Raw genomic sequence first — 18,326 nt, forward strand, 5'->3', positions numbered from 1 at the left:
CAGCTCATCTCATTTGGTGAGCCTGCGGAAGCAAATCAACGTGCAGGCGATGCCGGCGAACGCGAGGAAGTGCTCAGCCTTGCGCTCGTAGCGACGATGGAGTCGGCGGCATCCGGCCAGCCAGGCCATGGTGCGCTCGACCTGCCAACGGTGCCACCCCAACCGCTTCGAGGATTCCACACCCTTGCGGGCCAGACGATGGATGATCCCGCGTTCGCGCAGCCATCGGCGCAGGTGGTTGTAGTCGTAGCCCTTGTCGCCGTGGAGCTTTCCGGGTTTGCGTCGCCTGCCGCCTCGCCTGGACCTGATGGGCGGTATCGCGCGAATCAGCGGTTGCGGGGCTCGGCTGTCGTGCAGGTTCGCACCCGAGATCGCCATGGAAATCGGAAGCCCGGTCCGATCGGTGATCAAGTGGATCTTGGCGCCCTTCTTGCCCCGATCGACAGGATTCGGACCTGTCAGGTCCCCCCCTTTGAGAGCACGCATGTTGACCGAGTCGATCGCGCACCACGACCAGTCCAGCTCACCGCGGGAGCCGAGTTCGTCCAAGACCAGGCGGTGCAGCTTCGCCCACACGCGGGCCCGGCTCCACTCGCTGAAACGCCGGTGTGCGGTCGGCCCGGAGGGGCCGAAGACCGGTGGGAGCTGGGCCCAAGCGCAGCCGGTGGTCGCCACGAAGATGATCGCGGCCAACACCTCACGGTCTCCGTGTCTGCGCCGCCCACCACCTTGAGGCCGGGTGGATGCCTCGGGCACCACCCGCTGGAACAGCTCCCACAGTCCGTCCGGCACCAACCGCTCAATCATCGACACCGGGCCAGGTTATCGAGAACCCAAATGAGACGAGCTCTTACTTGGCCTGCTTGTACAGGTCCTCAACACGGGCGTTGATGCCGTGGGTGAAGCTGACGATGCGCGTCACAAACCCCAAGCTGACTGTGATGTCCTTCTCCCACAAACCGATATAACGGGTAGAGAAGAAGTCGTCAGCGCCAGGCATCTCGTTCCTGATGGTCTTCGTCTCACCCTTATCAGACGCAACGTGCCGGATCAGCAAAGCCGTCAGCTCCTCGGCGGTCCGGGCTTCATAGACCTTGATCCCCTGCTTGTCATCGTGGTGACGAACGACTGCAATCACGCCCCTCCTCCTGGAACGTCAACGGAGTAGGTAGCGCTGACCATGTGTGTCAGTCTCCCCCCAACAACCGACACACTCGCGGTGATCCTGCGCTTCTTGTCGCGGGTACCGCGTTCCTTGCCCAAGTCGAAGGTTTCCCCGCCCGGTCCCATGCGGGAAAACGCCTTGTTGACGATCCTCATGTCGTAGTCATCAAGTTCGAGACACTGGATCAACAGGTCCTTCAATAGTTCGGCGTCGGCAGCCTCATATACCTCAACCCCAGGCTGGCGGTTCCTCGTGTAGTGGACGGTTGCTATCAAGCGGCATCCTCCGTGTTCGACGTAGCCGCTCCTCGGCTCCGCTGCACGTCTGCGAAGCTACACGAGCCCAGAGGGCATTGTTTCGTGCCGGGTGTGATGGAGGCTCTGGTGTGTCCCGCGTTTTTCGGAGTCGGATTTTTGGATCCTAGGACCACATGACCCTTGAAGGAGGGCATCGTGGGACGTCGTGGATACCCCGACCAGTTCCGACGCAAGGTCTTGGACCTGGTCCAATCCGGACGCAGCGTCGCGGACGTGGCACGCGATCTGGACATCAGCACTGAAACGATCTACTCCTGGCGGCGCCAGGACCGCATCGACCAAGGTCTAGCTCCGGGCCTAACCAGCACCGAGAAGACCGAGCTCGAGCGCGAGAACCGCGAGCTCAAGCGGGCCAACGCCATCCTGAAGTCCGCGTCGGCTTTCTTCGCGGCGGAGCTCGACCGCCCACACACCAGGTAGTGGCCTACATCGACCTGTACCGGCAGGAGTTCGGGGTCGAGCCGATCTGCGAGGTGTTGCAGGTCGCCCCGTCCACCTACTACGCGGCCAAGAGCCGGACCCCGTCGTTGCGTTCGCGCACCGATGAGGCCACCACCGCCAAGATCCGGCAGGTGCACGCCGACAACTACGCCGTCTACGGGGTGCGTAAGGTCCACGCCGAACTCAACCGGCAGGGTCACCGGGTGGCGCGCTGCACCGTGCACCGGCTGATGCGCCAAGCCGGTTTGCGGGGTATCACCCGTGCCAAGGGCCCGCGTACCACCACCCCGGCCCCGGGCCCGGACAGGCGCCCTGACCTGGTCGAACGATCCTTCACAGCGGATGCTCCGAACCGGTTGTGGGTCGCTGATATCACTTACGTCCGTACCTTCACCGGGTGGGTGTACGCCGCGTTCGTGATCGACTGGGAGATTCTTGGGAGACGCGAACGTGCCCCAACGGCTCCCAACCGCTGCGAAGATCCCTCAACGGAACCCTCTGAACTGGGCGAATGCTTGTTGGCGCAGGTCGATGCGACGCCGGATCTACCTCGACACGGTAGGGGTCACAGGTTCGAGTCCTGTATCGCCCACATCACGCGGAAGCGGGTTCCCACGGGGGCCCGCTTCCGCTTTTTCGCGCCCCCGGGAGGATTTTGGGCCGTGTTTCCCTCCGCGAGGCCCACGGCACGGCGGGCAGACCCTCCGTAGGCGCCCGCTGGCCGACCCGATCCACTCCATGTTCCGGCCGTACAACCCCCGTTGGAACCCCGTTGTCCCCCGCTGGTTCCCGGGCACCGCCTCGACCCGCGGCGGTGGTTACCCGCCCGCTCCCCCGGGCAGGCCACAGGCCAGGGACGGACGCCGTCCCCGGTCGCGAGACGCACCAGTACGCCTTGGACCACCCGAGAGGAAGAGAAGGAACACCGGAAGGAGGGGTCTGCCGTGACACTCGTAGACGCCCGTATCCAGGACCACTACCCCACCCGTGTGGAGCCCGCCCAGGGCCGGGGATGGATCGAACGCCACGAGCCGACCGTCTGGCCCGGCGTGGCGAAGGGGCCCGCGAGCGCCGCGGAGCTCACCCGACACGCACGCGACGGCTTCCACATCCAACGTGACCTGCTGACCACGTCGGAGGTCTCCGCCGCCCTGAACGAGCTCCGCGCGATGGTCGAGGACCCCGTCATCCGCGCCGACGAGCGCACCATCACCGAACCGGCCTCCGACGAGGTGCGGTCCGTCTTCGACGCGCACCTGTTCAGTGACCGGATCGCCCGGCTCGTCAAGGAGCCCCGCGTCCTCGACCGGGCCCGGCAGATCCTCGGCTCGGACGTCTACGTGCACCAGAGCCGGGTGAACTTCATGCCGGGGTTCCGGGGCAACGGGTTCTACTGGCACTCGGACTTCGAGACCTGGCACGCGGAGGACGGTATGCCCGGGATGGCGGCGGTCAGCCTGTCCATCGGGCTGACCGACAACCTCCCCTACAACGGCGGGCTCATGCTCATGCCGGGGGCGCACCGCACGTTCGTCCCCTGCCTGGGACGCACCCCGGACGACAACTACCGGTCCTCGCTGAAGGCCCAGAAGGTCGGTGTCCCCCAGGAGGACGACATCGCGGAGTTGGCCCGTCGGCACGGGATCGGGCAGTTCACCGGCCCGAGCGGTTCGGCCCTGTGGTTCGACTGCAACAGCATGCACGGGTCCGGCAACAACATCACGCCGTACCCGCGATCGAACATCTTCGTGGTGTTCAACAGCGTGGACAACGCGCTCGTGGAGCCGTTCTCCGCGCGGGAGCGCCGTCCCGACTTCGTGGCCGCGCGCGACTTCACTCCGCTGAAGACCTGACCCGCCGAGGCCACGCCATGAACCGGGGCTCCCGTGCCGCCACGGTCTCGCCCGAACCCGCGGTCGTCGTTCGCGACCTGCGGGTTCGGCGCGGTGGTCGCACGGTGTTCGACGGACTGGACCTGGAGGTGGCCCGAGGCGGTGTCACCGGCCTGATGGGCCCCTCCGGGTGCGGCAAGACCACCCTGATGCGGACCGTCGTCGGTACGCAGCGCGTCCGGTCGGGTCGCGTCACGGTGCTCGGCGAGCAGGCGGGCACCCCGGCGCTGCGCCACCGTGTCGCCTACGACACCCAGGCCGCGTCGGTGTACTCCGACCTCACCGTCGAACAGAACCTGCGCTACTTCGCGCGGCTGACCGGCGCCTCCCGCTCCGACGTCGGACGCGTCCTGGACCAGGTGAACCTGCGCGACCAGGCCTCCCGCAGGGTCGACGCGCTCAGCGGCGGTCAGGCCAGCAGGGTCTCGCTCGGGGTCGCGATCCTCGGCCGCCCCGAACTGGTCGTCCTCGACGAACCCACCGTGGGTCTCGACCCGCTGCTGCGCGAGGAGCTGTGGGAGGTGTTCCGATCGCTCACCGCCGAGGGGGCGACCCTGGTCGTCTCCAGCCACGTGATGGACGAGGCCCTGCGCTGCGACCGGTTGCTCTTGATGCGCGACGGGCGCCTCGTGGCCGACACCACGCCCGAGCGCCTGCTCTCCGAGACCCGGACGAGCGACCCCGACCGCGCCTTCCTGGCCCTGATCGAGGGAGGGGCCGGATGAGTCCCACGCGCACCTTCGCCACGGCCGGACGGGTCCTGCGCCAGCTCGGCCACGACCCCCGGTCGATCGTGCTGCTGCTGGTGGCACCGAGCCTGCTCGTCGGTCTCTTCGCCTGGCTCTTCACCGACACGACGGTGTTCGACGGTATCGGCCCGGCGATCCTCGCCCTCTTCCCGTTCGTGGTGATGTTCCTGATCACCAGTGTCACCACGCTTCGGGAGCGCCGCTCCGGGACGCTCGAACGCCTCCTGTCGACCCCGATCGGCAGATTCGACCTCATCTTCGGCTACGCCTTCGCGTTCGGACTGGCCGCCGTCGCACAGGCCTTCGTCACCGTGCTGTTCGCCGTGTACGTGTGCGGGCTCGACGTCGAGGGGCCGCTGTGGACGCTGGGCCTGGTCGCGGTCGTCGACGCCCTGCTGGGCACCGCCCTCGGACTGCTGGCCAGCGCCTTCGCGCGCACGGAGTTCCAGGCCGTGCAGTTCATGCCCGTGCTGGTGTTCCCGCAGATCATCCTGGGCGGGCTCTTCATGCCGCGCGACCAGATGCCGGACGTGCTGTACGCGGTCTCCAAGTGGCTGCCGCTCAGCCACGCGATCGACGCGGTCAACGCCGTGGCGGCCGGTGACCAAGCCTGGGACGTCTACCGTCCGCTGCTGGTGGTGGCCGCCTTCACCGTGGGCGCGGTGCTGCTGGCCTCCCTCACCCTGCGCCGCCGCACGCCCTAGACTCGGGGGCGCCCTCCGGTGTGTGACGTCAGCACGGATCGGTCGGCGGGGCGCGTCGCCCGCCGTCGTCGGGGAAGGAGGGCGGGAGACGGCCCCGGGCCGCCCCTCCCCCCGAAAGGAACCCCCTCAGCATGACGACACGAGAGCCCAGTTTCTCCCTGCCTGACATGGTCCGGGGGTGGCGGGAACGCCGCCGCGAGGGGCCCGAGGTCCCGCAGGCACGCGACCGCGTACGGGACTGGACCGACGGGCGCGAACTCGGGGTGGGCCCGGCTCGGCCGACCGAGGACCCCGAGGAGGAGCCGCTGCCCGCCTACGTGCCGCGTTCCTTCGACGAGGCACTGGACCGGGCGATCCTGGCGGGCGGCCTGGTGGTCCTGGAGGGCGAGTCCGTCTCGGGCAAGACGCGGTCGGCCTACGAGGCGATCCGGCGCGCCGTCCCCGACCACCGCCTGCTCGTCCCGAGTCACGCGTGGCTCCTGCGCGCCGTCTCCCGGAAGTACGTCCTCCCCCGGGGCACGGTGGTGTGGCTCGACCACGCGGACCACCTCCTCGCCGCGGGCTCCCTCACCGAGCGCCTCGTGGACCAACTGTGCCCGCCCGGCGACCCCGGTGTGTGCGTCGTCGTCACCCTGGACTCCGTGATCCGCGCCGACCTCCCCCAGCAGATGGCGACGACCGTGTCCCGGATCGTCGACGACCGGGCCGAGCGGTTCCACGTCGACCGCGACCTGGACGGGGAGGAGCGGGAACGGGCGCGCGAACACGCCGACGACCAGCGGATCTCCCGGGCCCTGACCCCCGACGCCGTGAACGGCTTCGCCGCGGACATCACGGACGCCCCGGCCGTCCTGCGCCGCTGGCGTTCCGCGGTCGGCGGCCAGCACGCGCGGGGGGCCGCCGTCGTCTCGGCGGCGGTGGACGCGCGCAGGCTCGGGTACCGCGCCCCCCTGCCCCGGGACCTGCTGGAGGACCTGCACTGGCACTACCTCGAACCGGGCCGGCGAAGCACGGCCGAGGAGGGGGCGTTCGAGCGGGCCCTCGCCTGGGCCACCGATCCGGCGGGCGCCGCCGCCGGGTGCCTGTCCGGCGTGGACGAGCGGTCCTTCGTGCCCCACCAGCACCTGGTCTCGGAGTGGGCCCGGGACACCACCGGCGCCGAGGTGCCCACGGTCGTGTGGAACCTGCTCCCGCACCGCGTCCCGGCACCGTACCTGGCGACCCTCGGCCACACCGCCCGTGAGTCGGGGCGGACCACCGCCGCCGAACACGCGTGGACGCGGCTCCTCGACCGCCTCCCCGGACATGTGGGGTCCAACATGGGCATGGCGTCCCTGGCGCTGGAGTCCGGGGACCGCACGGCGGCCCTGCCCTTCCTGCGCCCGGCGGCCTCGGCGAACGACCCCCAGGCGATGGCGCGGCTCGGGGAGGTGCTCGGGTCGATCACCCTGGAGGGGGACGGGTCGGAGGCGGAGGAGGCCGGTCTGTTGTTGCGGCGGGCCCACAGGGAGGGCGCGGAGGTCGACCCCCTCCTGGCGGGGCTGCTCGCCTACCGGGAACGGGACGAGCGGAGGGCGTTGCGCTGGCTCGACGCCGCGGCCACGGGCGGCGACGAGGACGCGATGCTCCTGCACGCCTGCCTGGAGACCTGGGGTCGGCTCTACAGCGGGGTCGACGCCCTGTTCGACGCGTTCTCCACGGGGAGGCCGGGCCACGAGGAGATCCTCGAGATCGTCGTGGACGCGACCCACATGACGTGGCTCTCCTCCAGGTTCCGCAAGAGCGCGTGGGCGCGCCGGGCGACCATCGCGGGATACCTGCCCGCGCTGTACCTGATGGGCCGGACCCTGGAGAACGAACACCGGTGGAGGGCGGCGCTCACGCTCTACGAGGAGGCGGTGCGGCGCGGCTCCCGTGACGCGGCCCGGAGGATGCCGCGTGTGCACAGGGCGTTGGGCCGCGACGGGCGGGCCCGTGTGTGGAAGGACGTGCTCTCCCGCGCCTCCGAGCCGGTCGAGGAGCTGGCCTCACTCGTCGAGTGGCGGCTCCGTCACGAGCGGGACGGGGACGCCGCCGAAGCGCTGGAGCCGCTCAGCGTCGAGGTGGCCGTCGAGACGGACACGGAGACGCGGCCCGACCCCGACGAGCCGCCCACGAGGCCGTCCTCCTCCGGCGGTTCACCGTCGGGGCGTTCCTCCTCGGGCGGGGCATCATACTCGGGTGGGACGTCGTACTCGGGCGGCTCCTCCAGCTCCTACGACGATTCCTCGTCCTCGTACGACGACTCCTCGTCCTCCTCTTCGTACGACGACTCCTCTTCGTCCTCCTCCTACGGTTCCTCGTCGTCCGGGTCCTCCTACGACGACTGACCGGTGTCCGGGCCGTCGCCGGGCTCCGCCTCGCGGGGCGGGCCCGGGCGCGGGGCGGGCGGCGGCCGACGGTAGGGTCCGGCTCAGGCACGGGGTGCCCCGGCGCACCGACCGTTCCGCTCACCCCAAGGAAAGGCAGACACGTGTCGCACACCCCCCACGACACCCTGAACACGTCCGAGCCGCACTCGGCTCGGATCTACGACTACTGGCTCGGCGGCAAGGACCACTACCCGGCCGACCGGGAGCTGGGCGACCGCATCCTGTCGGTGCTGCCGATGATCGGCGAGATGGCGGTGCAGAACCGGGCGTTCCTCCACCGCACCGTGCGCTTCCTCGCTCAGGGCGGCGTCCGCCAGTTCCTGGACATCGGTACCGGCCTGCCCACCGCCGACAACACGCACACGGTCGCGCAGGCGGTGGCACCGGAGTCGCGCGTGGTCTACGTGGACCACGACCCCCTGGTACTGGCGCACGCCCGGGCACTGCTGACCAGCTCGCCGGAGGGGCGCACCGCCTACGTCGACGCGGACCTGCGTGACCCGGGGGTCATCCTGAGCGCCGCCGCCGAGCACCTGGACCTGACCCGCCCGGTCGCCCTCACGCTGCTCGGCGTGCTCTTCCACATCCCGGACGACACCGTGTACGAGATCGTGCGGGAGCTGGTGGCGGCCCTGCCCTCCGGCAGCCATGTGGTGATCACGCACTCCACCAACGCGGTGACCGGTCCGGCCATGGCCGAGGCCGTGAGCCAGTGGAACGCGGAGTCGTCCAACCCCATCACCCTGCGCACGCCGGAGCAGATCGAGCGCTTCTTCGAGGGGCTGGAGCTGATCGAGCCGGGGGTGGTGTCCATTCCGCTGTGGCGGCCCGAACCCCACGAGATCGGTTCGCACCGGGAGATGGACGAGTTCGGCGGGGTCGCCCGCAAGCCGTGAACGGCGGCGCGGAGAGCCGTCTGCCGCCGCGCCTGCCCCTGACGGTGGGCACGGTGTCGGGCGGCCCCGCGAGGTCGAGCGGACCCAGGCGCCGCCGCTCGGGTGGTGCGGCGCCCGGTCCGGCCGGGTGGTCCGGGGCGGGAACCGGGGCGACACGCGTCGCGGGCTGGGATCGGGCAGAGCCGGGTGAAAGACTCCCGGCAGGGCCGTGACGTGCGCGGCCGCTGCCGGAGGGGGCTGGCGATGGTGGAGGACGGGAAGGTCACGCCGAAGGTGGTGGTGGGGGTCGACGGGTCCCCCACCGCGTCCTGGGCCCTGCTCTGGGCGGCGGCCGAGGCGGAGCGCCGGGGGTGGCCGCTGCACGTGGTGTACGCGCTGGCGATGCCGCTCGTGATGTCCCTGTACGCGGGACCCACCCGGGTTCCGCCGCCGGAGGAGGTCACCACGCACGGGCACGGGGTGCTGTCCACGGCGGCCGAGCACGTGCGCGGCCGCCATGACGGACTGACCGTGGAGGAGGTCCTGGCGCTGCCGGACCCGGGCACCGCGCTGCTGCGCCAGGCCGGTCCGGACGACCTGCTGGTGGTGGGATCGCGCGGACTCGGCGCGGCCCGGTCCGTACTGGACGCCTCGGTGAGCGTCCGGTTGGCGGCGCGAGCGGAGTGCCCGGTGGTGGTCGTGCCGGGTGCCGAGGCGGAGGCGCCGACCATACCGCCGCGCCGGATCGTGGTGGGCGTGGACGGTTCCGACGACTCGCGGCGCGCGTTGGCCTTCGCCCTGCGCGAGGCGTCGCTGGCGGAGGGCGGCTCGGTCGTGGTGGTGCACGGCTGGGGCGTCACGCCGCCGTTCGACGCCGGTTCGGCGGCCGGGGGCGGCTGGGCGCCGCCGGACGACCTGCTGGACCAGCGGTCGCAGGAGATGGTGTCGCAGATGCTGGAGAGGGTCGTGGACGACGGTACCGAAGGCGTGGGGGTCTCGGTGGTGCGTGTGGGCGGGGAGGCCGCTCAGGCGATCGTGGAGGCGGGTGCGACGGCGGACCTGATCGTGGTGGGTTCGCGCGGGCGCGGAAGCGTACGCGGTCTGCTCCTGGGGTCGGTGAGCCAGGGGGTACTGCACGGCGCGACCGTCCCCGTCATGGTCCTGCCGAGGAGCCCCCGCCCGCGCGGCTGACCCGAGCACCCCGGGGGGATTACCCCCGGGGAACACCGCCGTGTCCCGCGGAGTTCCCTTTGAGGAGGAACTCTCCGCAACCGCGACAAACCCCCCGGGGTGGTCGCCATGGGACCTCGGCGCGAACGCTCCGGCCCGGCCGGGCCCGGCCGGTGACGCGGCGTGGCACCGTCGACCCCCACCCGTCGCCCCGAGGAACACGATGCCCGAGCTGCACCCGGACCTGGCCGCCGCCCGGTTCCTGCCCACCCCGTCGTTCGGCCCCAGCACGGCCCGCCTGGCCCGGCGGCTCACCGAGCGCATGCGTCCGGCGCGGGTGCCCGCCGACATGGTGGTCGAGGAGCGCACCGCCCCGGGCCCCGAAGGCGCGGCGCCGGTCAGGCTCCGGCTCTACCGGCCGCGTGCGCTCACCGGCCCCTCCCCCGCCCTGCTGTGGACCCACGGTGGCGGGTACCTCTTCGGCAGCCCGGTCCAGGACGAGCGCGGCAGTATCGAGTTCGCCCGCGAGCTGGGCGCCACCGTGGTCGCGCTCCGCTACCGCAAGGCGCCCCCGCACACCGCGCCCGCGCCGGTCGAGGACGCCCACGCGGCCCTCAGGTGGATGACGGACCGGGCCGGGGAGCTGGGGATCGACCCGCACCGGGTGGCGATCGGCGGAGCCAGCGCGGGCGGCGGCATCACGGCGGCCCTGGCCCTGATGTGCCGGGACCGGGGCGGCCCACGACCGCTGTTCCAGCTGCTCGTCTACCCGATGCTCGACGACCGCACGACCCTGCGCACCGACCTGGACGGGCTCGGCGCGCGCATGTGGTCGGTGGACAGCAACCGGTTCGCCTGGCGCTCCTACCTCGGCGGCGAGCCGGGAGGTGCGGGGGTCTCCCCCTACGCCGCTCCCGCGCGCGCCGAGGACCTGTCCGGTCTGCCCCCGGCCTGGATCGGGGTGGGCACACTGGACCTGTTCCACGACGAGAACCTGGCGTACGCCGAGCGACTGCGCGCGGCCGGTGTGCCCTGCGCGACGAGCGTGGTTCCGGGCGCCTTCCACGGGTTCGACACCTACGTCCCGCGCGCCGGGGTCGTCCGGGAGTTCCGGCGCGCGCAGGTCGCGGCGTTGCGCGCCGCCTGGGAAGAACCGCGATACCTCATGGAATGACAGGGAAACAGGGGACTTCGAGTGAATTCTGCTGGCCGGTCCCGGTCATCAGAATTCGCCCTTCACTCCCTTTGCACACGACGGCCTTCCGTGTTCTTTATTGACTGGCAAGTAACCACGCCGAACACGAAGGACGGCCATGACGAGTATCCCCCACTCCGGAATGGACAGACGCGCCCTCCTGAGGACCGCGGCCCTCACCTCGGGCGCGGCGGTCCTCGGCGGTTCGCTCGGTGCCCTGGGCGCGGGCGGCGCCGCCGCCGAGACCACGGACGCCGCCGCCCAGGCTGCCCCGAACCTGTACTGGCGCGGCGCCTGGAACGCGCGCCCGCCGAGCGGCCCCATCCAGGTGCTGGCCAACCGGCCGCAGTACATCGTGGTCCACCACACCGCGACGGCCAACAGCACCAACTACACGCTCGACCACGCGCTGAACCTGTCCAAGTCGATCCAGAACTACCATATGGACAGCAACGGCTGGATCGACACCGGCCAGCAGCTGACCATCAGCCGGGGCGGCCACCTCATGGAGGGGCGCGACCGCACCCCCGAGTCGATCGCGGCCGGCCACCACGTCGTGGGCGCCCACGTGGCGAACAACAACAACACGTGCATCGGCATCGAGAACGAGGGCACCTACATGACCCAGGGCCCCACCCAGGCCCTGACGAACACGCTGGTCGACACCCTGGCCTGGCTGTGCGGGGCGTACGGCCTCAACCCGGGCAGCGCGATCCGGGGACACCGTGACTTCAACGCCACGGCGTGCCCCGGCGACGTGCTCTACTCCATGCTCCCCGAGCTGCGCAACAGGGTCGCGCAGACCATGCGGGCCCAGGGCCTGCCCATCGCCGCCGTGCCCGCGAACGTCGTGGACGGCCCGACCTTCCCGCCGGTCCCGGACGACGAGCCGGACCACGAGTTCTACCACGGCCCGCTCCGGGGCCCGGACGACATCTCCCGCTAGCCGCGACGCAGAGGACATCACCCCGTTCGGTGTCACTCTCGACCCTCCCACGGTGCCCGCCCGACCCGGTCCACGTCCGGGACGGGCGGGCACCGCCGCGCTCCGGCCGACCAGGCATGTCGGACGTCACTCCACGTCATCACCTCACTACACTCTGCCGTGACCGCCGTCCGCGCGCACGGGCGTCACGGACGTGACCGCGCCGGCACCCACGACCGGAGGAGCACGTCATGCGGGCCACGAAGGTAGCCGACTGGGACGACCTCGAACCGCTCCGGTCGGCGCACGCGCGCGTCTCCAACGTCGACCTGGCCGTCCTGCGCCTGCCGGGGGACACCGGCAGCGGTGACGGGGTACGGGTCCTGTACGGACGGTGCCGGCACCGAGGAGCGCTCATGTCCGACGCCACCGTCCAGGACGGGGACCGGCTGGTCTGCGGCGTGCACGGCTCCACCTACGACGCCCGCAGCGGCGTCAACCTCTACTACGAGGGCGAGGACCTGGAACGGTTCGGGGCCTGGGTGGAGGACGGCGCGGTCTGGGTCGACGAGGAGGAGGTCCTCGCGTGGGAACGCGAGCACCCCCAGAACTACGACCGCACCGCCTACCAGGGCTCCTACGCCGACTTCACGGGCACCCCGGACGAGCCGTTCAACGACCGTATCCACGAGCTGGCCTCGGAGGGGCTCAGCCGGGTGGGCCACCACGGTGAGGTGGCGGCCATGGGTGTGCCCCGGAGCGAGCTCCCCTCCTGGGACGACCTCCAGATCGTCACCGCGGAGCTCCACACGCCCCCGCTGCTCGACGACCACCCGGTGGGCACCGAGGTGGTGGTCGGCCCCAACGCCCGCCGCCCCCTCACACTGGACATCCCCCTGCTGGTCTCGGACATGAGCTTCGGCGCGCTCTCCGCCGAGGCCAAGACCGCGATGGCCCGGGGCGCCGAACTGGCCGGAACCGGAATCTGTTCGGGAGAGGGCGGGATGCTCCCGGAGGAGCAGGAGGCCAACAGCCGCTACTTCTACGAGCTCGCCTCCGCCCGTTTCGGCTACTCCATGGACAAGGTGGCCCGCTGCCAGGCCTTCCACTTCAAGGGCGGCCAGGCCGCCAAGACCGGGACCGGAGGCCACCTGCCGGGCAGCAAGGTGAGCGGGCGCATCGCCGAGGTGCGCGAGGTCCACGAGGGCCGCCCCGCCATCTCTCCGGCCCGCTTCCCCGACCTGGTCTCGATCGCCGACTTCCGCCGGGTGGCGGCCGAGGTGCGCGAGGCCACGGGAGGCATCCCGGTGGGCTTCAAACTGTCGGCCCAGCACGTCGAACGCGACCTGGACGCCGCGCTGCGGATCGGGGTGGACTACGTGATCCTGGACGGCCGGGGCGGCGGCACCGGGGCCGCCCCGCTGCTGTTCCGGGAGAACATCTCGGTGCCGACCATCCCCGCCCTGGCCCGGGCCCGGCGCCACCTGGACCGGTTGGGCCGCCGCGACGTCACCCTGATCGTCACCGGCGGCCTGAGGGTCCCCGCCGACTTCGTCAAGGCGCTGGCCCTGGGCGCCGACGCCGTGGCCGTCGCCAACTCCGCCATGCAGGCGATCGGCTGCCTGGGCATGCGGGCCTGCCACACCAACAACTGCCCGGTGGGCATCGCCACCCAGCGACCGCACCTGCGCGCCCGGCTCCCCGTCGCGGAGGCCGCCGAACGCCTCGACCGCTTCCTACGCGCGTCGGTGGAGCTCATGCGAGTCATGGCGCGAGCCTGCGGCCACGACCACCTGGGCGGGTTCAACCCCGACGACCTGGTGGCCTGGAAACGCGAACTCGCCGACCTGTCCGGTGTGGCCTACGGCGGGGTCTCCGCCTGAGGGCGGCGCCGGTGCCCCGCCATCTCGCGGACCGCGCTCACCCCCGTGGTCCCACCTCCCGGGTCAGCCGCTCCACGGCGCGTTCCAGCAGGTGCCGCTCGTCCAGGTCGGCGTGGCCCAGGGGCAGCATCTCCCGCAGCGCCTCGTGCCCGCCGCCCCCGCGCAGGTGGGACAGGAGGACGTCCCGCCAGGTGCGGGGGACGACGGCGAAGGACAGGTGGAGCGAGAGTTCGTCGGTGGCCGCCCCGGCGTGCGGGTGCCCTCGCGGAATGTAGAGCGTCCGCCCCGGGGTGAGCACCGTCTCCAGGACCGGGTCGAACTCCGGTTGGGCGTCCGCGCTCGGCACCGTCGGCCACGGTGTCTCCGGGGCCCCGACCGACCACGACTTGGACCCGTGGACCTGGCACAGGAACCCGCTGGCCAGGTCGTAGTGGGGGCGCACCCCCGAGTTGCCCGCAGGGGTCAGGAAGGCCGCGCAGTAGACACCGAAACCCAGCTCCCGTTCCAGGGCCGACGCCAGCCGCTCCACCTCGGGGACCAGGAGGCGGACCTCCTCGAAGACGATGGTCGCGCCCGCGTCGTGGGCCCGTAGCAGGGCGGCGCGGTCGGCCACGTCCTCCCGGCCCCGGCCCGGGCGCCCCCGGGCGGTGGCGAACCGCTCCCGCGCGAGCGGAGCCCCCTCCTGGAACACCCGGAAGCAGGACGCGGGGAGCCCGGGCCGGTCCAGCAGGGACAGCGCCGCCTCCAGGGGGAAGGCCTTCCGGACGGCCGGGCCCGCCGCCGCCACGACCGGGGTGTGCTCCCAGTGCCGCAGGAAGGCGTCGGCGTCCCCGACGAGCCGTTCGAGGACCGGCAGCGTCCCCGGGGTCGGTGTACCGCGGTGTCGTGTCGTCATGTGGTCTCCCTGGCGAGGCTCGTGCGCGACTCGGCTTCCCTCTCGGCGGCCAGCAGGACCGCCAGGCGGGGTTCGCGCTCGGCGGGTGGCAGCGGCGGTAGTCCGCTCCGGGCACGGACGAAGGCGTAGCCGCTGTCGGCGGCGACGGCCCGGGCCTCCTCGGCGGCTCCCGACTCCGGGTCCGTCCCGGCCAGTTCGCCGAGCACCGCGAACAGTTCCGCCTCGTCCCGCAGGGCGCGGCAGACCCGCGCGGTACGGCGCAGGACCCGCGCCCCGTCCTCCTCGCGCCCCCGGGCGAGCAGCGCCCCGGCCCCCGCGCGCAGGACGGTCACCAGGTCGGCGGAGGGCGCGCCCTCGGCCAGGGCGTCCAGGGCCCGCAGGAGGGTGTCGGTCCGCGCCACGTCGGCGGAGGCCGCGTGCACCTCGACGGCGGCGGACGCCAGGGTCGGCACGGAGTCCGGCGCGGGTTCGGGGACCCGCGCGCCCGCGCGCAGGGCGAGCAGCGCGGAGGCCTCCCTCACGTGCGGGAGCGCGCGGGCGGTGCCGCGCCAGCGGCTCACGTGCGCGGCCAGCAGGTCCTCGCGCCGACCGCGCGCCAGCGCCTTGGCCGTCTCCACGACGTGGGTGTGGGTGACGAAGGTCCGACCGGCCTCGGTCCCCAGGGCGCTCTCCGCCTCGTCCGGGGTCAGCCCGTGCTCGGGATAGGCCCCCGAGGCGAACACGCCCGCGTCGGCCAGTCCCTCCGGAGCGGGGAAGTGGGGCAGGGCCCCCTCCCAGTCGCCCCGGATCACCCGGAGCCGACCGATGTTGATCCAGGGCTGGAGCACCCGGACCGTCTCGGATCTGGGCAGGACCCCGCCGCGGACCAGGGACAGCAGCACACGGGCCTGGCGCCAGCAGGACCTCTCGCTCTCGGCGAGGTCACCGGCCATCGCGAGGACGAGGGCGCCCCGGTTCGCGGCCCGGCAGTAGGCGTCGACGTCGAAGGAGGCCCGGCGGGAGGCCCGTTCCATCTCGGCGGCGCACTCCCGGGCCCGTTCCCACACCGACGTCTTGGTGAGGCGGTTCTCGGGGGACAACAGGCGCAGGGGCAGGTCACGAACGGGCGCGGACGCGTCCATCGTCCACCTCCTTGCTCTTCGGTGCGGGCCGCTGCGGGCGCGAGGCCCGGTGCATCTGGGGCGGGGCCTCCCAGAAGGTGTCGATGTCCAGGGAGCCGTCGCGGGAGCGGATGTCCGCGCGCGCCGGGACCGGCAGCGACTCGACGGCGTCGCCCTCCACGCTGATCAGGCGGTTGTCGAAGGAGAACACGCAGGGGGCGCCGCGCGCGGCCAGTTCGCCGGGCACGTCGAAGGCGCGGCCGCTGTTGACGTTGACCAGGCGGGTGGGCCGCCGTCCGGGGTTCCGGGCGATGAGCCACTCCCCGCTGTGCGAGGCGCGGACCTCCTCGGGCGGCTCTTCGAGGTCCAGCCGGTAGACGGCCTCGGGAGGGTCGGTCTCCGTGCGGTGGAACCGCAGGGTCCTCGGGGCGTCCTCGGGGACCGCCCAGACGCCGCCCAACACCTCCTCGTAACAGGCCAGGCGGTGGTGCCCGCCACCGGAGAGCGCGGAGGCCGTCACCTCCCCGGTGGCCGGGTCCGCCCTGAGGACGGTTCCGTCCGACAGCACGCACAGCACCGCCCGCCGCCGGTGCTGCCAGGCCAGGAGCAGGGCGGGGGCGTCGAGCGGGCGCACCGTCGGCGCCCCCGTCGCGGACGGCAGGACGAGTTTCTCCGAGGTGGCGGTGACGAGCCGGGCTCGCCCGTCCGGACCGGCGCCGCGGGTTTCGAGCAGGAGCGCTCCGGGTGTGGTCCGCCCCTCCTCGCGCGCACCCGCCGCCGGGCTCCACGAGCGGACGCGGTCGCCGTCCTGGAGGAGGAAGCGGCCCGTGCCGGCACCGCCGCGCACGGACCTCCCGGGCCCCAGGCCGACGATCCGCCCGCTCTCGGGTCCCCGCAGCGCCATCGCCCTGACCTGGCCTGTCGTGTCGGTCCAGGCGCACCAGGTGCCGTCGTCGTCGACCGCGACCTCCGCGCGGTGCCCGGCGGTCACCGCGCTCCCCCGACGGACGCCGCCGTGGTGATGGTGGGACCGATCCACACCTTCTGCGGCGGGCAGGGCCGCTTGCCCTCCTGGATGCGCACCAGGGGACAGTGCGCGCCCTGGCAGGAGGGCCGGAAGAAGCAGGAGTGGCAGCCGGTGTCCTTGGCGTCGTCGTTGTCGACCCACAGGCTCATGAGCTCGGGGTCCAGCCCCAGGTCGCCCTCGGCGGTGAGCTGTCCGACCGCGTTGCGGGGGTCGCGCAATGCGACCGTGCACTTGTTGACCAGCCCGTTGGGCCGGATCACGAAGGACCACGGGGAGGCCGCGTAACAGACCGAGCCGTTCGGTTTGAGGAACACGTCGTCGGCCGGGGCCAGCCCCGCCTCCACGGCGTTCGAGCACAGGTCGAGCTTGGTCATCTCCGCCTGCTTGCCCGCGTAGGCCTCGGACTCCTCGCCCTGGGGCCCTCCCCAGTCCCCGACGGGACGGTAGATGACCCGGAACCGGGGGTCGCCCGCGTACAGGCCGCCCAGCTGATCGATGAGTTCGGGCACGTGGACGCTGTTGGCCTCGGTGAAGTTGGTCCGGACGATCACGGTGAAGTCCGCGTCCGTCCCGGCCATCGAGGTGAGGTTGGCGACGATGTCGTCGAAGGTCCGGCCGCCGCCCATGAGGAACCGCGAGGAGTCGTGGGTGTGCGCGGGGCCGTCCAGGGTGACCTGGTAGTTGCTGATGCCCAGCTCGACGCAGCGCCGCGCGACCTCGGGGGTGAGCAGGAGGCCGTTGGTGGTGATCCCGGCGGCGTACTCGATGCCCTCCTCCGCACAGAACTCCAGGAAGAAGGTGCTGAGCTCCTCGATCACGTCGAAGGCCACCAGCGGTTCGCCGCCGAACCAGGCGACCGTGAGCCGCTCGATGCCGTATTCGCGGCGGTGGCGCCGCACCAGTTCCTTGACACCCTCCCGCACCTCGGTGAGCATCCGGCCCAGGGCGAAGTCCTCGTAGCAGTAGGTGCACCGGAAGTTGCACGCCTCGGTCGGCATGATGATCAGTTCGAGGCGGTCGGTCCGGTTCTTGCGCCGTTCGCGCAGGTCGTCGGCGTCCGCGAGCTCGTCGTGGTCCTCGGCGACCAGGAAGCCCTTGGTGACGAGGGTGTCGAACAGGCGGGCCTCGTCGGCGGGGTCCGGCCGGTTCAGGACGCCCCTGCGGTTGCGCAGCAGGGCGTGCACCCGCTCCCCGAGGGGGTCCCGGACGCGGAAGACGCTTCCGCGCATGGAGTTGTACAGCACGACCGCGTCACCGTCGTCGGTCCTGGTGACGACGTTGAACCTGGAGGGTCGAAAGGTACCGGTGACGGTGGTGTCAGCCATGGGCAGTCCTCTTGTGGCGCGGGTGGGGAGACCAGGACCCCGTGGCGGGGACCGGGGTCCTCCGGTCCCGCCACGGGGCCTGTAGCTACCACGTCCTCAGCCTCCTGGGCCGAGGGCGGTCACGGGGGCTGCTAGCAGCCGAAGTCGATGACCGAAACCTCGTCACCGGCGATGGACTCGGTGATGATCTCCTCGAACTCCTGCATGGGAACCATTCCTCTCAACAAAACTGGAAAATGGGCCGGAAAAACC

17 protein-coding genes, 1 tRNA gene, 1 pseudogene and 1 other annotated feature are annotated in these 18,326 nt (G+C 71.8%); of the genes and pseudogenes, 12 read left to right on the plus strand and 7 right to left on the minus strand.

Annotation, left to right across the window (positions count from 1 at the left end; all coding sequences use genetic code 11):
• Positions 1 to 9: 9 nt before the first annotated feature.
• From ACFYL4_RS16095 to ACFYL4_RS16105, 3 genes are read right to left on the minus strand one after another with little or no spacing between them, the layout of a single operon-like run.
• Positions 10 to 807 carry an IS5 family transposase gene (locus tag ACFYL4_RS16095; RefSeq protein WP_387519041.1) on the minus strand — a complete coding sequence of 266 codons (798 nt, stop codon included), beginning with the start codon at positions 805 to 807 and terminating at the stop codon, positions 10 to 12.
• Positions 808 to 850: 43 nt separating this feature from the next.
• Positions 851 to 1,138 carry a hypothetical protein gene (locus ACFYL4_RS16100; RefSeq protein ID WP_387518993.1) on the minus strand — a complete coding sequence of 96 codons (288 nt, stop codon included), beginning with the start codon at positions 1,136 to 1,138 and terminating at the stop codon, positions 851 to 853.
• A complete protein-coding gene (locus ACFYL4_RS16105) occupies positions 1,135 to 1,440 on the minus strand; it encodes a hypothetical protein (protein WP_387518995.1) in 306 nt (101 codons plus the stop codon). The genes ACFYL4_RS16100 and ACFYL4_RS16105 overlap by 4 nt, the downstream gene beginning before the upstream one ends.
• A gap of 177 nt (positions 1,441 to 1,617) precedes the next feature.
• Between ACFYL4_RS16105 and ACFYL4_RS16110 the strand changes: the two genes are divergently transcribed.
• From ACFYL4_RS16110 to ACFYL4_RS16165, 12 genes and pseudogenes are all read left to right on the plus strand, one after another.
• Entirely contained in the window at positions 1,618 to 1,902 is a 285-nt protein-coding gene (locus tag ACFYL4_RS16110; protein WP_387518996.1) for a transposase, read from the plus strand.
• Positions 1,860 to 1,973, plus strand: a sequence feature (AL1L pseudoknot). Its footprint overlaps the gene before it by 43 nt.
• Positions 1,956 to 2,180: pseudogene (locus ACFYL4_RS16115) on the plus strand (IS3 family transposase); the annotation flags it as partial. It overlaps the preceding feature by 18 nt.
• Positions 2,181 to 2,428: 248 nt before the next feature.
• Positions 2,429 to 2,515, plus strand: a tRNA-Val gene (locus ACFYL4_RS16120).
• A gap of 352 nt (positions 2,516 to 2,867) precedes the next feature.
• A complete protein-coding gene (gene thpD / locus ACFYL4_RS16125) occupies positions 2,868 to 3,776 on the plus strand; it encodes an ectoine hydroxylase (protein WP_387518997.1) in 909 nt (302 codons plus the stop codon).
• 17 nt (positions 3,777 to 3,793) lie between these two features.
• The gene (locus ACFYL4_RS16130) at positions 3,794 to 4,540 is read left to right on the plus strand and encodes an ABC transporter ATP-binding protein (RefSeq protein WP_387518999.1); all 747 of its coding nucleotides are present in this window, start codon (positions 3,794 to 3,796) and stop codon (positions 4,538 to 4,540) included.
• Positions 4,537 to 5,268 (plus strand): ABC transporter permease, encoded by a 732-nt coding sequence (locus tag ACFYL4_RS16135; RefSeq protein ID WP_387519000.1) that lies wholly within the window; start codon positions 4,537 to 4,539, stop codon positions 5,266 to 5,268. The genes ACFYL4_RS16130 and ACFYL4_RS16135 overlap by 4 nt, the downstream gene beginning before the upstream one ends.
• 131 nt (positions 5,269 to 5,399) lie before the next feature.
• Complete coding sequence (locus tag ACFYL4_RS16140) at positions 5,400 to 7,637, plus strand: tetratricopeptide repeat protein (RefSeq protein ID WP_387519002.1); 2,238 nt, start codon at positions 5,400 to 5,402, stop codon at positions 7,635 to 7,637.
• A 143-nt stretch (positions 7,638 to 7,780) separates the two neighbouring features.
• Positions 7,781 to 8,575 (plus strand): SAM-dependent methyltransferase, encoded by a 795-nt coding sequence (locus tag ACFYL4_RS16145; protein ID WP_387519004.1) that lies wholly within the window; start codon positions 7,781 to 7,783, stop codon positions 8,573 to 8,575.
• A 243-nt stretch (positions 8,576 to 8,818) separates the two neighbouring features.
• Entirely contained in the window at positions 8,819 to 9,745 is a 927-nt protein-coding gene (locus ACFYL4_RS16150; RefSeq protein WP_387519005.1) for a universal stress protein, read from the plus strand.
• A 202-nt stretch (positions 9,746 to 9,947) separates the two neighbouring features.
• Positions 9,948 to 10,898 (plus strand): alpha/beta hydrolase, encoded by a 951-nt coding sequence (locus tag ACFYL4_RS16155; RefSeq protein WP_387519006.1) that lies wholly within the window; start codon positions 9,948 to 9,950, stop codon positions 10,896 to 10,898.
• Positions 10,899 to 11,037: 139 nt separating this feature from the next.
• Entirely contained in the window at positions 11,038 to 11,865 is an 828-nt protein-coding gene (locus ACFYL4_RS16160) for a peptidoglycan recognition family protein (protein WP_387519008.1), read from the plus strand.
• A gap of 230 nt (positions 11,866 to 12,095) precedes the next feature.
• Entirely contained in the window at positions 12,096 to 13,727 is a 1,632-nt protein-coding gene (locus tag ACFYL4_RS16165; RefSeq protein WP_387519010.1) for a glutamate synthase-related protein, read from the plus strand.
• Between the two features lie 37 nt (positions 13,728 to 13,764).
• Here the strand turns inward: ACFYL4_RS16165 and ACFYL4_RS16170 are convergent, their stop codons facing one another.
• From ACFYL4_RS16170 to ACFYL4_RS16185, 4 genes are read right to left on the minus strand one after another with little or no spacing between them, the layout of a single operon-like run.
• Positions 13,765 to 14,622 (minus strand): JmjC domain-containing protein, encoded by an 858-nt coding sequence (locus tag ACFYL4_RS16170; RefSeq protein WP_387519012.1) that lies wholly within the window; start codon positions 14,620 to 14,622, stop codon positions 13,765 to 13,767.
• Positions 14,619 to 15,743: a hypothetical protein gene (locus ACFYL4_RS16175; protein WP_387519014.1), complete on the minus strand. Its 1,125-nt coding sequence runs from the start codon at positions 15,741 to 15,743 to the stop codon at positions 14,619 to 14,621. The genes ACFYL4_RS16170 and ACFYL4_RS16175 overlap by 4 nt, the downstream gene beginning before the upstream one ends.
• A complete protein-coding gene (locus tag ACFYL4_RS16180; protein WP_387519016.1) occupies positions 15,718 to 16,713 on the minus strand; it encodes a hypothetical protein in 996 nt (331 codons plus the stop codon). Before ACFYL4_RS16180 ends, ACFYL4_RS16175 begins: the two co-directional genes overlap by 26 nt.
• Positions 16,710 to 18,074, minus strand: a complete 1,365-nt coding sequence (locus ACFYL4_RS16185) for a radical SAM protein (protein WP_387519018.1) — start codon at positions 18,072 to 18,074, stop codon at positions 16,710 to 16,712. Before ACFYL4_RS16185 ends, ACFYL4_RS16180 begins: the two co-directional genes overlap by 4 nt.
• Positions 18,075 to 18,326 lie beyond the last annotated feature (252 nt).

The organism is Nocardiopsis sp. NPDC006938, from assembly GCF_042869555.1.
In the GTDB taxonomy this organism is placed as follows: Bacteria; Actinomycetota; Actinomycetes; order Streptosporangiales; family Streptosporangiaceae; genus Nocardiopsis.

What these genes read in the sequence shown, in the direction of transcription:
- ACFYL4_RS16095 (WP_387519041.1), bottom strand. Translation starts at nt 807, where the DNA reads ATGATTGAGCGGTTGGTGCCGGACGGACTGTGGGAGCTGTTCCAGCGG.
- ACFYL4_RS16130 (WP_387518999.1), top strand. Translation starts at nt 3,794, where the DNA reads ATGAACCGGGGCTCCCGTGCCGCCACGGTCTCGCCCGAACCCGCGGTC.
- ACFYL4_RS16135 (WP_387519000.1), top strand. Translation starts at nt 4,537, where the DNA reads ATGAGTCCCACGCGCACCTTCGCCACGGCCGGACGGGTCCTGCGCCAG.
- ACFYL4_RS16140 (WP_387519002.1), top strand. Translation starts at nt 5,400, where the DNA reads ATGACGACACGAGAGCCCAGTTTCTCCCTGCCTGACATGGTCCGGGGG.
- ACFYL4_RS16150 (WP_387519005.1), top strand. Translation starts at nt 8,819, where the DNA reads ATGGTGGAGGACGGGAAGGTCACGCCGAAGGTGGTGGTGGGGGTCGAC.
- ACFYL4_RS16155 (WP_387519006.1), top strand. Translation starts at nt 9,948, where the DNA reads ATGCCCGAGCTGCACCCGGACCTGGCCGCCGCCCGGTTCCTGCCCACC.
- ACFYL4_RS16160 (WP_387519008.1), top strand. Translation starts at nt 11,038, where the DNA reads ATGACGAGTATCCCCCACTCCGGAATGGACAGACGCGCCCTCCTGAGG.
- ACFYL4_RS16165 (WP_387519010.1), top strand. Translation starts at nt 12,096, where the DNA reads ATGCGGGCCACGAAGGTAGCCGACTGGGACGACCTCGAACCGCTCCGG.
- ACFYL4_RS16170 (WP_387519012.1), bottom strand. Translation starts at nt 14,622, where the DNA reads ATGACGACACGACACCGCGGTACACCGACCCCGGGGACGCTGCCGGTC.
- ACFYL4_RS16175 (WP_387519014.1), bottom strand. Translation starts at nt 15,743, where the DNA reads ATGGACGCGTCCGCGCCCGTTCGTGACCTGCCCCTGCGCCTGTTGTCC.
- ACFYL4_RS16185 (WP_387519018.1), bottom strand. Translation starts at nt 18,074, where the DNA reads ATGGCTGACACCACCGTCACCGGTACCTTTCGACCCTCCAGGTTCAAC.